13 protein-coding genes, 1 riboswitch and 1 other annotated feature are annotated in these 12321 nt (G+C 52.6%); of the genes, 11 read left to right on the forward strand and 2 right to left on the reverse strand.

The genetic code is table 11. The features are described from left to right. Nucleotides 1–312: 312 nt before the first annotated feature. The 6 genes from yhbY (at nucleotide 313) to ULO1_RS03080 (ending at nucleotide 4325) form a co-directional block, all read left to right on the forward strand. Entirely contained in the window at nucleotides 313–606 is a 294-nt protein-coding gene (gene yhbY / locus ULO1_RS03060) for a ribosome assembly RNA-binding protein YhbY (protein ID WP_078664180.1), read from the forward strand. A gap of 27 nt (nucleotides 607–633) precedes the next feature. Then, nucleotides 634–1764, forward strand: coding sequence for a glutamate 5-kinase (gene proB / locus ULO1_RS03065; protein ID WP_078664179.1), 1131 nt, complete (start codon nucleotides 634–636; stop codon nucleotides 1762–1764). Nucleotides 1765–1776: 12 nt separating this feature from the next. Further along, complete coding sequence (locus tag ULO1_RS03070) at nucleotides 1777–3033, forward strand: glutamate-5-semialdehyde dehydrogenase (RefSeq protein ID WP_079932973.1); 1257 nt, start codon at nucleotides 1777–1779, stop codon at nucleotides 3031–3033. A 158-nt stretch (nucleotides 3034–3191) separates the two neighbouring features. After that, entirely contained in the window at nucleotides 3192–3365 is a 174-nt protein-coding gene (locus ULO1_RS14915; protein ID WP_200806925.1) for a hypothetical protein, read from the forward strand. Nucleotides 3366–3380: 15 nt separating this feature from the next. Next, nucleotides 3381–3989 carry a nicotinate-nucleotide adenylyltransferase gene (nadD, locus tag ULO1_RS03075; RefSeq protein ID WP_079907634.1) on the forward strand — a complete coding sequence of 203 codons (609 nt, stop codon included), beginning with the start codon at nucleotides 3381–3383 and terminating at the stop codon, nucleotides 3987–3989. A gap of 81 nt (nucleotides 3990–4070) precedes the next feature. Beyond that, nucleotides 4071–4325: an RNA-binding protein gene (locus ULO1_RS03080; protein WP_174182986.1), complete on the forward strand. Its 255-nt coding sequence runs from the start codon at nucleotides 4071–4073 to the stop codon at nucleotides 4323–4325. A gap of 40 nt (nucleotides 4326–4365) precedes the next feature. Here ULO1_RS03080 and ULO1_RS03085 read toward each other — a convergent pair whose 3' ends face one another. Beyond that, a complete protein-coding gene (locus tag ULO1_RS03085; protein ID WP_079932974.1) occupies nucleotides 4366–5529 on the reverse strand; it encodes an HD domain-containing phosphohydrolase in 1164 nt (387 codons plus the stop codon). Nucleotides 5530–5700: 171 nt separating this feature from the next. Further along, a riboswitch (cyclic di-GMP riboswitch) is annotated at nucleotides 5701–5788 on the reverse strand. Between the two features lie 90 nt (nucleotides 5789–5878). Beyond that, on the reverse strand, nucleotides 5879–6361 hold the full coding sequence (locus tag ULO1_RS03090) for a YbaK/EbsC family protein (protein ID WP_078664175.1): 483 nt from the start codon (nucleotides 6359–6361) through the stop codon (nucleotides 5879–5881). Nucleotides 6362–6488: 127 nt separating this feature from the next. Here ULO1_RS03090 and yqeK point away from each other — a divergent pair, with 127 nt between their 5' ends. The 5 genes from yqeK (at nucleotide 6489) to ULO1_RS03115 (ending at nucleotide 12270) form a co-directional block, all read left to right on the forward strand. Next, nucleotides 6489–7058 (forward strand): bis(5'-nucleosyl)-tetraphosphatase (symmetrical) YqeK, encoded by a 570-nt coding sequence (yqeK, locus tag ULO1_RS03095; protein WP_159446822.1) that lies wholly within the window; start codon nucleotides 6489–6491, stop codon nucleotides 7056–7058. Then, nucleotides 7059–7409, forward strand: a complete 351-nt coding sequence (gene rsfS, locus ULO1_RS03100; RefSeq protein ID WP_078664173.1) for a ribosome silencing factor — start codon at nucleotides 7059–7061, stop codon at nucleotides 7407–7409. A 36-nt stretch (nucleotides 7410–7445) separates the two neighbouring features. Further along, nucleotides 7446–7671 (forward strand) — a binding site (T-box leader). A gap of 48 nt (nucleotides 7672–7719) precedes the next feature. After that, a complete protein-coding gene (leuS, locus tag ULO1_RS03105) occupies nucleotides 7720–10197 on the forward strand; it encodes a leucine--tRNA ligase (protein ID WP_079932976.1) in 2478 nt (825 codons plus the stop codon). 91 nt (nucleotides 10198–10288) lie between these two features. Beyond that, nucleotides 10289–11512 (forward strand): MFS transporter, encoded by a 1224-nt coding sequence (locus tag ULO1_RS03110; RefSeq protein ID WP_079932977.1) that lies wholly within the window; start codon nucleotides 10289–10291, stop codon nucleotides 11510–11512. Then, nucleotides 11509–12270: a carbohydrate deacetylase gene (locus ULO1_RS03115; RefSeq protein ID WP_079907037.1), complete on the forward strand. Its 762-nt coding sequence runs from the start codon at nucleotides 11509–11511 to the stop codon at nucleotides 12268–12270. Before ULO1_RS03110 ends, ULO1_RS03115 begins: the two co-directional genes overlap by 4 nt. Nucleotides 12271–12321: the final 51 nt, after the last annotated feature.

Here is a 12321-nt window from a genome sequence, read left to right on the forward strand (position 1 = left end):
AGATGGAGGCCAGAGCGGTAACAGGCCATGGAATACTGATTAAATGCCAGTGCTGCGGTACTAGTATACCAAGGCTGACCAGGAGAGGTAAAATTACCGGGAGAGCGCAATGGAGTAGGTGCCAGACAACAGTCACAACAGCCAGGATAAATCCGAAAAAACCGTTTTTTATCATTGGACTTACCTCCTTCCATAAAATAATATTAGCTGGGATTGGAAACGATGTATGCAGATGATAACTACCGGGGTGGAGAGACCCTTTTTTTTATGGTATAATATAAGCCAAACTTAAACGAATGAGGTGCAAAATTCATGGTATTGACAGGGAAACAGAAACGCTATCTCCGGGGATTGGGCAGTTTAGAACCCGTCACCGTTCAGATTGGTAAAGGTGGGGTCACTCCCACTGTCATTCAGCAGCTGGATGAAACTCTGGAGGCCCGCGAGCTGGTCAAGGTCCGGGTGCTGAAAAACTGTCTCGAAGAAAAGGAAGACATTGCTCGCCGGCTGGCAGAAGGTACCGGGGCCGAGCTGGTACAGATGATCGGGCACAATCTCCTCTTCTATCGACCGGCCCAAAAGCCGCAAATTCAATTACCCGGATAAGCGATTTACGGTGTGGAGGGGAGCAAGATGGTTGAGGAGAGAAAGAGATATCTGAAGCAGGTAAAAAGGGTAGTTGTCAAGGTTGGTTCATCTACCTTGACCCACAGTAGCGGGCGGCTCAACCTGCAGCACATGGAGGCGCTGGTGCACCAGCTGGCTGATTTACATAACCGGGGTTTACAGGTGATTCTGGTTACTTCCGGAGCAGTAGGGGCCGGGATCGGCAAGCTGGGTTTGAAACGACGGCCTCGCACCATCCCGGAAAAGCAGGCCGCGGCTGCGGTGGGACAGGGGATATTATTGCATATGTATGAAAAATTGTTCGCCGAATATGGTCAGACGGTGGCCCAGATTCTCCTGACCCGGGAGGATGTGGCCCATCGTTCCCGGTTTCTGAATGCTCGCAATGCCCTGTTTACCCTGCTGAAGCTGGAAGTAATTCCAATCATAAATGAAAATGATGCGGTGGCGGTGGAGGAAATCAAGTTCGGGGACAATGATACCCTTTCCGCCCTGGTGGCCAGTCTGGTGGAAGCTGATCTGCTTATTTTGCTTTCCGATATCGCTGGCCTGTATGAGGCTGATCCGCGCAGCCAGCCTGATGCCCGTTTGCTCAACTGGGTAGCGGAGATTACCCCGGAAATTGAGGCTATGGCCGGGGGAGCGGGGACCCAGCTGGGTACCGGAGGAATGGCGACTAAAATCCAGGCAGCCAAAATCGCTGTTTCTTCCGGAACGGCTATGGTAATTGCTGATGGTTCCCGGCCCGGAGTGATTCAGGATATCCTGGCCGGAGAGGAGGTTGGCACCTGGTTTAAACCCCAGGACCATCCCCTGCAGGCCCGTAAGCGCTGGATTGCCTTCAGCCCTGGTGTGAAAGGGCGGCTGGTAGTGGATGACGGTGCTGTCCGCGCTCTGGTTAAGGGGCGCAAGAGTCTGTTAGCCAGCGGCTTGCTAGCGGTAGAGGGCAGCTTCAGCGAGGGACAGGTGGTAACGGTGGTGGACCGGGAAGGACGGGAGATCGCCCGGGGACTGGTCAACTACAGTGCTACTGAGCTGGAGCAGATCAAGGGTCTGAAAACCGAGGCGATTGAACGGCTATTAGGTCATAAAAACTATGATGAAGTGATTCACCGGGATAATTTGGTGGTTTTATAGGGAGGGTATAGGATGGATGTACGGCAGTATGTAGTGGAAAAAGCCAAACTGGCCCAGAAGGCGGCCCGGCAGCTGGCAGCTGCCAGCACTGATGTCAAGAATGCAGCCTTACTGGCCATGGCCGAGGCTTTGCAACAGCGGTCAGATGAGATATTGCGGGCCAATGCCCAGGATATGGAGGCAGGACGGCAGAAGGGGCTCTCCAAGGCCCTGCTGGATCGGTTGTTGTTGACGGAAAAGCGCATTGCCGACATGGCAGAAGGGTTACGCCAGGTAGCCGCTTTGCCGGATCCGGTTGGGGAAGTGGTAAAAATGTGGACCCGCCCCAATGGGTTACAGATCGGACAAATGCGGGTGCCGCTGGGTGTAGTGGGCATAATCTATGAGGCCCGGCCCAATGTCACGGTGGATGCGGCTGCTCTCTGCCTGAAAACCGGCAATGCTGTGCTTTTGCGTGGCGGCTCGGAAGCCATTCATTCCAATACCGCCATTGCCCGGATTATTTCCCGAGCGGCCCGGGAGGTGGGTCTGCCGGAAGGGGCTATTCAGCTGATAGAAATCACTGACCGGGAAGCGGTCAATGTTATGTTGCGTTTAAATGGCTATCTGGATGTCCTCATTCCCCGGGGGGGTGCCGGGCTGATTCGCACGGTGGTGGAAAATGCCAGCGTGCCGGTAATTGAAACCGGGGTGGGCAACTGTCATGTTTATGTGGATGCGGAAGCCGATCTGGCCATGGCGGAGGAAATTGTGATCAACGCCAAAACCCAGCGGCCGGCGGTTTGCAATGCCATGGAGACTCTGCTGGTCCACCGGGAGGTAGCCGCCGAATTTTTGCCCGGCCTGGCAGAAAGGCTGACGGAGCTGGGGGTAGAGCTGAGGGGCTGTCCTGTCACCCGGAGTCTGGTGCCGGGGATTCAACCCGCTACTGAGGACGATTGGGCCACGGAATTTCTTGATCTGATTCTGGCCATCCGGGTAGTGGATTCCCTGGATGAGGCTCTGGAGCATATCTACCTGTATGGTACCAAACATTCAGAAGCGATTGTGACCAGCAACTATTTTACTGCCCGGCGCTTCCTGCAGGAAGTGGATGCGGCTGCCGTCTATGTAAATGCCTCCACCCGTTTTACTGATGGTTTCCAGTTCGGTTTCGGGGCGGAAATTGGGATCAGTACCCAGAAATTGCATGCCAGGGGGCCGATGGGATTGACGGAATTGACAACCATCAAGTATATTGTTTATGGTGAAGGTCAAATCAGGGAGTAAACGGGAGATATTTTTGTTTTTTGATAGTACATGACAGAACAAGTTTCTTTTCTGCTGCTCAGGGGGTATTTTTGGCGGTTGCCGGAAAAGAACTGGTCCGGACAGCCCTTTGTCGCTTATGCTGTTATTACAAATCGGCGACAAAGGGGTGAAAGGCCATGGTGTGCAAGAACTGTCAACTGTGTGGCAGGGAAGGGCAGGCTGACCTGGTCTGTAGCTGGATTCTGGCAGATGGGGAAGTAACAGAAGCCTGCTGGTGTGTGTGCAAAGATTGTCGCCAGCATCTAGAAGATCGGGTCTGGAGTGTTTATCGGGAATTGCTGGGAATGTGAGGCAAGGAGTGGACCATGGATAAGCGGGTTGCGGTGATGGGTGGGACTTTTGATCCCATCCATCTAGGCCACCTGGTGGTGGCTCAGGAAGTTGCGGATGAACTGGGGCTGGATCGGGTGCTGTTCGTTCCCTCCGGCCAGCCCCCCCATAAACAGGGGGCAAAAGTGACAGCGGCGGAACTACGGGCGGAGATGGTCAGGCTGGCCATAGCGGACAATCCCCGTTTTCAGCTCTGCCTGCTGGAGCTGGAAAGGCCAGGGCCTTCATATACATACGATACGGTTCGGCAGCTGCTGGACCAGGGGAATTACCAGGAGCTCTATTTCATCACCGGGGCCGATGCGGTGCTGGAGATTCTGACCTGGCACCGGGTGCGGGAATTGCTGGCCTTATGTCATTTTATTGCTGTTACAAGGCCGGGTTTTGAGCTGGAGCAATTGCGGGAGGTGCAGGGACGGCTGGGAACGCAGCTGGGACAGCGAATCCGGCCCTTTACAGTGCCCTCTCTGGCTATTTCCTCCTCGGACATACGGGCCCGGGTGGCCCGGGGGAAAAGCATTAAGTATCTGGTTCATCCCGAGGTGGAAAAATTTATTGTTAATAATAACCTGTACCGGTTTTAATTTGCTCACATACTTTGCGCCCACCATTCAAATACTAAACTTGCCTGAAAGGCAGACTTATTTTTGGAGAGGTGGGTTACCATGGTGACAACATTGTATGTAGGCAATTTGCCCTGGGCCATTAAACAGGATGACTTAATCCGGGCCTTTTCCCAGCATGGGGAAGTGCTGGGGGCCAGGATTATTACTGACCGGGAAACCGGGCGCAGTCGCGGTTTCGGTTTTGTGGAAGTCAATGATGCCGATGCCGATCGCATGATTCAGGCGATGAACGGGGCGGAGCTACAGGGACGTACAATTACTGTAAATGAGGCTAAACCCAGGGAATTACAGTAAGTAAAAGAAGACTGTCGACCTTTACGTCGGCAGTCTTCTTTTAAAATTCTTTTTCAGCAATCTTTTCACAGGCCAGTTTTACTGAAATAAAGGTACCCTTTCCAGTATAGGAGATAAGCAATTGTTCACATTGATTAAAAACTAGCGGCAGACCTCTTCCCAGGGAGTTCCGGGTGGAAAAACCATTAATTAGGATGGATTGTGGCAATTTTTCCAGCACAAACCCTTTTCCCTCGTCTCTAAGGGTAATAATGATGTTATAGCTTTTATCTAACCCCCATTGTACGTGCCCCCGGCCAGCATGTTTTACAATATTTGTGATTAACTCAGAAAAAACCACGGAATAGATCCTTTGCTTATGCTGGGGTACTAAAATTTTTTCCAGCCAGTTGCTAAACATTTGTCTGGCCTGGGATATATCAAAAACGCTTTTAATAGAAACTTTAGTAAAATAGGTGTAATCGAGTTCGTGGTGTTTAATTTCTTCATCGCTGATTAACTTTACCTTTCCGTTTGTGACATCCTCTAAAAAATTTTTATAAAGTGCTACTATATGTTTATACTGCCAATCATGGTGTCCTTCAGGGTTAAAAGTTTTTTCCCACCAATTAATGAAGACATTTACTACCTGCGGGTCCCATTGTTTACCTGCCTCTTGAATTAATATCCCGATTGCCTGTTCCTGGGACATACCTGGACGGTATACTCTGTCACTGGTCATTGCATCAAAAGCATCTGCCACTGCTAATATTCTGGCGCCTAAATCAATGGTTTCACCAACCAGGCCATAGGGGTAACCGCTTCCATTCCAGTATTCATGGTGCTGAGCAATGGCAGGCAATAGTTCCCGAAAACTTTCAAATCCTTCCAGAATACGACATGCTATTAAAGGATGCTGTTTAAGCAGGGTCATTTCTTCTTCTGTTAACTTATCTGGCTTTCTTAATATTTGGTCGGGTACTCCGATTTTACCGATATCGTGGAATAGTGCGGCCAGATAGATTTGCTCCACCTGTTCTTGTGGGAGATCCATTTCCAGGGCAATGATTCTGGCATACTCTGCTACTTTCTGGGAGTGATGTTTTGTATAACTGTCTTTTGCTTCAACAGCCTGGATGATTGTATTAATCGCTGCAATCATGACTTCATTAGTTGGTATTTCCGAGTATTTGGCAGCGAACAGGCTGATGTACTTGATATCCATTGAAATTGTATCCCCTTCCCTATGTTATTAACCATGAAATAGCAGATTAGCATTAAAGCCAGCGGTACCATTTTTCCGGACTAGATTCTTAAACATCCTTAATAATAGAAAAAGCCTTTCCAGGGAAGCCCATGGAAAGGCAGAGCAACCATATGCTCGCTGCTTTCCAGCTTCGGCAACCTGGCAATCATAGCCCTGGAGGGGCCTTAGACCCATGGCTTTGCGCCCCCATCTTTCGATGGGTTTGCCTTTATCGACTGTTTTGCATTTTATTGTATAGCACAAATTTAATCTACTAAATAATTTATTACAATTAAACTAAAAATGTCAATACTGGATAAAGAATATTTTAACATACATCCACCACTTGACCACCGGTAATAACCTGCAGTTGCTCCAGGGTTACTGGCACAGCTGAATTGGGAGTACCGGCAGCAGCATAGACAAGCGGAAATCTCTGCATACTGATATCCAGATATACCGGCAGGGGCTGGGAGAGAGCAAAGGGACAAACTCCGCCAGCGGGATAGCCGGTATAGTGCAGGGCCTGTTCGGGGTTAGCAAAACGGATTTTGCGGGCTCCGGTTAAGGCCTTTAATTTTTTGGTATCCACCCTGAGATCTCCACAGGTAACTACCAGCAGGGGCTTCTCATCAGCCAGGAATACCAGGCTTTTAGCGATTTGGGCCGGTGTCACCCCTAGCGCCCTGGCAGCCAGCTCACTGGTTTCGGTACTGACCTCAAACTCGATTACCTTTATTCCCAGCTGGAATTGATCCAGAAATTCCTGAATCCGTTGATGAACTGGATTTTGCAGGGTTTGTACCACCATCGTCTCCCCCTCATCTCCTTTTTTAGAGTCAGTATAAAGAAAAATGGGAGAAAATGCAAGGCACTCGCCATTTTTGCCTGTTTATGCTATAATGGGCGGAGAAAACTGTCAACAGGGGTTAACCGGGATGGAAGCAGTTACCTTTATTCAACAACAAGTAAAAGGAGAACGCTGGCAGCATATTGAAGGGGTACGCCAGCAGGCCCGCCGCTTGGCCCTTATTCATGGACTGGAGCCGGAAAAGGCGGAACAGGCGGCCCTCTGGCATGATGTCGCCCGCGATTATCCTCCGGAGCGGTTGCTGGAACTGGCCCGGCAGCAGGGGCTGGAACTGGATGCCGACTGGCTGGCTGTACCCATGCTTTTACATGGGCCGGTGGGAGCGCAGCTGGCGGCTGAACAGGGGGTAAGGGACAAGGAAGTTTTGCAGGCCATTGCCCGTCATACCCTGGGCCATCCGGAGGCGACAGCCCTGGACAAGCTGTTGTTTGTGGCCGATATGATCGAACCGGGACGGGATTACCCTGGAGTGGAGGAATTGAGACTGCTGGCAGCCAGGGATCTGGAAGGGGCCTATCTGGCCGGGCTGGATCATACTCTCCGCTATTTGCTGGAGCGCCAGCAATACATCCATCCGCTGGCGGTTAGGGCCCGCAATGCCCAGTTACTAAGACTTAAGGCAAGGGAGGTAAAATAAGTGTCTGAGCAAGAGACCAGAAAGTTACTGGATTTGATTAAAGCCGGTGCCGAAGACAAGAAAGCCCGCAATATCACTATTCTGGAACTGGGTGAACTCTCAATTATGACCGATTATTTTGTCATCATGAGCGGTAATTCCACCACCCAGGTGCGGGCTATCGCCGATGGGATTGAAGAGAAGGTCAAGGAAGGCCTGGGGGTAATTCCCCTGCGGCGGGAAGGCCTGCGTTCTGGCCGCTGGATTTTGCTGGATTATGGTCAGGCGGTGGTGCATGTCTTTCTGGAGGAAGAGCGCCAGTATTATAACCTGGAACGTCTCTGGGGCGAGGCTAAGCGCCTTGACAGTTAAGCCGCTTTTCAGTATAATATCGGACAAAATGGTAATTTAATGGCGATGAAGGGGAAGAGTACCTTATTAGCCGGTTGACAGAGAGCCGCTGGCTGGTGGAAAGCGGTAACCGCCATAGGGGAACTGGCCCCGGAGCTGGAAAGGCGAACCCGCTGGCAGTAGTCTTTCCCGGCCGCCGCCGTTACCGGCAGCAAGGGGATCGGGCTTTTTGAGTCCGGTCAATTTGGGTGGTACCGCGGAAGCAAGGCCTTTCGTCCCAAGGGGGAGGAAAGGCTTTTCTATTTGGCAAAAATAAGGAGGAGTGGACTGGATGGAGCAGCGCTATAATTTTGCTGAGATCGAACCGAAGTGGCAGGCCCGCTGGGCGGAGGAAAAGCTCTACCGGGTAGAAGAAAGTCAGGACAAGCCCAAGTATTATTGTCTGGAGATGTTCCCTTATCCCTCCGGCAATTTGCATATGGGGCATGTGCGCAATTATTCCATCGGGGATGTGGTGGCCCGCTTTAAAACCATGCAGGGTTACCAGGTACTGCATCCCATGGGCTGGGATGCTTTTGGCTTGCCGGCAGAAAATGCGGCAATTAAGCATGGGATTCATCCGGCGACCTGGACCTGGTCCAATATTGACAATATGCGGCGGCAATTAAAGGGCATGGGGATCAGTTATGACTGGGACCGGGAGGTAGCTACCTGTCATCCCGGCTATTATCGCTGGACCCAGTGGCTGTTCCTGCAATTCTTCAAAAAAGGTCTGGCTTATAAGAAAAAATCGGCGGTTAACTGGTGTCCTTCCTGTGCCACCGTGCTGGCCAATGAGCAGGTGGTGGATGGGCACTGTGAACGCTGTGATTCCCAGGTTACCAAAAAGGACCTGGAACAGTGGTTCTTGCGCATTACCGATTATGCGGAACGTTTGCTGAATGACCTGGAAAAACTGACCGGCTGGCCGGAAAAGGTCAAGATTATGCAGGAAAACTGGATCGGCCGCAGTGAAGGGGTGGAAATCACCTTTGGCATCAAGGGGCGGGAGGAAACCATTACCGTCTATACTACCCGACCGGATACCATTTTCGGGGTAACCTATATGGTGCTGGCCCCCGAACATCCCCTGGTGCCGGAACTGGTAAAAGGCCAGCCCCAGGAAGCTGAGGTTATGGCTTTCCGGGAAAGAATGAAAACCCTGAGCGAAATCGCCCGCACATCCACGGAAGCGGAAAAGGAAGGGGTTTTCACCGGGGCCTATGCCGTCAATCCCCTGACAGGCAAGGAAGTACCCATCCTGATTGCCAATTACGTCTTACTGGATTATGGTACCGGGGCGGTAATGGGGGTTCCAGCCCATGATCAGCGGGACTTTGAATTTGCCCGCAAATACAAGCTGCCGGTGGTTGTGGTAATCCAGCCGGAAGGGGAAGAACTGGATGGTGCCAGCATGACCGCGGCCTATGCCGGGGAAGGCAAGCTGGTCAACTCCGGGGAATTCAATGGCCTGCCCAATGAAGAAGCCTGGGATAGAATCGCCGAAACCATTGAGGCCAGAGGACTGGGGCGCAAGCGGGTTAATTACCGCTTGCGGGACTGGCTGATTTCCCGCCAGCGTTACTGGGGTGCGCCTATTCCCATTGTCTACTGCGATAGTTGCGGGATTGTGCCGGTACCGGAAGAACAGCTGCCGGTGCTGTTGCCGGAAAATGTGGATTTCAAGCCCGGGGGTCAGTCACCTCTGGCGGAATGCGAGGAATTTGTCCACACCACCTGTCCGCAGTGCGGCGGAGCCGCCCGGCGGGAAACCGATACCATGGATACTTTTATCTGCTCATCCTGGTATTTCCTGCGCTACACTACCCCACGGGCTACAGATGTGCCCTTCGCCAAAGAGCTGGTAGACTTCTGGATGCCGGTGGACCAGTATATCGGCGGGGTAGAACATGCTATTTTGCATTTGCTCTATAGCCGTTTCTTCACCAAGGTTTTGTATGATCTGGGTTTGGTCAGTGTGGATGAGCCCTTTACCAATTTGCTCACTCAGGGCATGGTGCTGAAGGATGGGGCCAAGATGTCCAAGTCCAGGGGTAATGTGGTCAGTCCGGAAGAGATTATGGCCAAATACGGGGCTGATACCGCCCGGCTCTTCATCCTTTTTGCTGCTCCCCCGGAACGGGATCTGGAGTGGAGTGACCAGGGGGTAGAAGGGGCTTACCGTTTCCTGAACCGGGTCTGGCGCCTGGTTCACCATTACCATCAGAATCTGGCCGGAGTCAGCGCCTACCAGGGTGGGGAACTGAGAGCTGAGGACAAGGAGTTGCGGCGGCAGCTGCATGCCACCCTGAAAAAGGTTACCGATGATATCTCCCAGCGCTTCAATTTCAACACCGCCATCAGTGCCATCATGGAACTGGTCAATGGCCTCTATAGCTACAAGGACAAGGTAACTGAGCCCAATCTGGCGGTAGTCAAGGAGGCGCTGGAGTTGCTGGTCATCATGCTGGCTCCCTTTGCCCCGCATATTACTGAGGAATTGTGGCAGGCTCTCGGCCACACTGACAGTGTCCATCGCCAGAGCTGGCCCCGGGTGGATGAGCAGGCCCTGGTGGCTGAGGAAATTACCCTGGTGGTGCAAATCAATGGCAAGGTGCGGGATCGGGTGAATGTGCCCGCTGGCCTCAGTGTCCAGGAACAGCAGGAGGCGGTACTGGCCCTGCCCAAAGTTAAAAGCTGGCTGGAAGGCAAGACGGTGGTCAAAGTCATTCCGGTACCCAATAAACTGGTGAATATCGTGATAAAATAACCAGAGCGGGACTGTCTGGCGGGACAGTCTCCTCTTTTTTGCAGGAAAAAATCGGCCGAGGGAGAAGTATAGAGGGTGGAGGGGATTTGAGTTGTGGCAAGGATTGCGACTTAACTGGCAGCAAGCGTCAGCGACCCTGCGTTTTTTGCTGCTGGCCCAGTTTTTTGGACAAATGGGCCGCGGGATGTTTGAAGTTCTCTATAATCTGCTATTATTAAAATACGGATATACTACGGCCTTTGCCGGACAGGTGATTGGACTGTCAGCTGCGGTTACAGCCGTGATGATGCCCCTGGCCGGCCGGCTGGGGGACCGGCGGGGGCGGCGGACTTTGCTTATCCTTGGCCTGGCTGGCACCGGACTCTTCCTGGTCGCCCGGGCTTATACCAGCAGCCGCTGGCCGATTCTGGGGCTGGCGGTTCTTAGTGGTCTGACTTATGCCCTGGTTCAGGTCAATTTATATCCGGCCATTTCGGAATTGACTGGCGGCCGGGAACGGTCCGATTTTTTCAGCCTGGTTTTTGCGCTGCAGTTGCTGGGCGGTTTGGGCGGAAGTATCCTGGGCGGAGCCATCTCCGACTTGTTGCAGTTCTGGCAACTGACGGAAAAAACGGCTTTGCAGCTGGTGCTTACTCTGGCGGGGCTCTTAATGATACTGGGGGGCTGGCTGCAAAGCAGGAGCGGGGATTGGTCCGGGCCGGGCCAGGATCAGTACCGACAGGATCAGTCTTTGGCCTGGTCCAGGGAAGACCGGAAGGCAATGCTGGGGATTATCGGGTTTGCAGCCTTGATCGGTATTGGGGCCGGGTTGTTCATACCCTATATGAATATCTATTTTCGCCAGAGCTATGGAGCCAGTTACAGTGCCATCGGCCTGATTACTGGCCTGGGCCAGGCTACTACTGCATGGGCTGTCCTGCTGGGCAATGCCTGGGCTAAACGCTGGGGTTTTGTACGGACTATTATTGTTTTGCAGCTGGCTTCCCTGCCCTTTGCGGTAGGATTAGGTTATACACCTAATTTGCTCTGGGCAGCTCTCTTTTTCCTGGCGCGTATGGCCTTGATGAATGCTGCCCATCCGCTGGTGCAAAATATTACCCTGACGGCAGTGGCCGCAGATAAACGCGGGCTGGCTTCTTCCCTGAACGGCACTCTCTACCAGGCGGGCTGGGCCGTGGGAGGGCCGCTGACCGGTTATTTGCTGCACTGGGGAGGTTACCAAGCCGTCTTCTGGGGTGTCGGTTTGTTATATCTGGTAGGTACCGGCTGGTTTTATCTCTTTTTTGGCCGGCCATTGAAGGAGGAAGGGGAATGAGCAAGTGGCTAATTGTCAATGGCGATGATTTCGGATTATCTCCCGGCATCAACGAAGGGGTACGGCGCTGCCACCGGGAAGGGATTTTGACCAGCACTACCATCCTGGTCAACCAGCCCTGGGCCCGGGAGGCGGTGGACCTCAGCCGGGAATGTCCGGCCCTGGAAATGGGTGTGCATCTCAATTTGACAGTGGGCAAGGCCCTGACTGACGGCCGCCAGTTTGAACCCTATCCCGTTTTGTATGAACGCCTGCAGCGGGCCAGTGCCGAAGAGATCGCTCGTTTCCAGGAATGGGCGGAAGCAGAATGGCTGGCCCAGATTCAAACGGCCCGCAGCTGGGGCCTGGAACTGAGTCACCTGGATTCCCATCATCATGTCCACGGTTGGCCCTGGTTACGGCCGGTAGCACTGCACCTGGCCCGGCTCTTTGATTTACCCCTGCGGGCTCCCCAGGAGGAGGCTAAAGCCTTTTTCCGGCAGCAGGGAGTAGCAACTCCCGACTTTTTTGTGGAGCATTTTTTTGGTGCCGGGGTGACCAGGGAGAATTTTGAAAAAATCTTACAGGGGATGGCTGCTGGTTTTACAGAAGTGATGACCCATCCGGCGGTACCTGACTGGCAACTGCTGGCCATCAGCTCATATACCGAAAACCGGGGGCGGGAACTGGAGATTTTGCGCTGGCCGGGCTGGCAGGAAATAATGGCTGAGCTGGGAATTACTCCGGGTCACTGGCGTGATATTATGAGGAATTGGTAAAAGCGCATGTCAAAAATTTTACTTTGAAGGATGTTACTTTCAGTTATAATT

This window comes from Carboxydocella sp. ULO1, from assembly GCF_002049255.1.
Lineage (GTDB): Bacteria > Bacillota.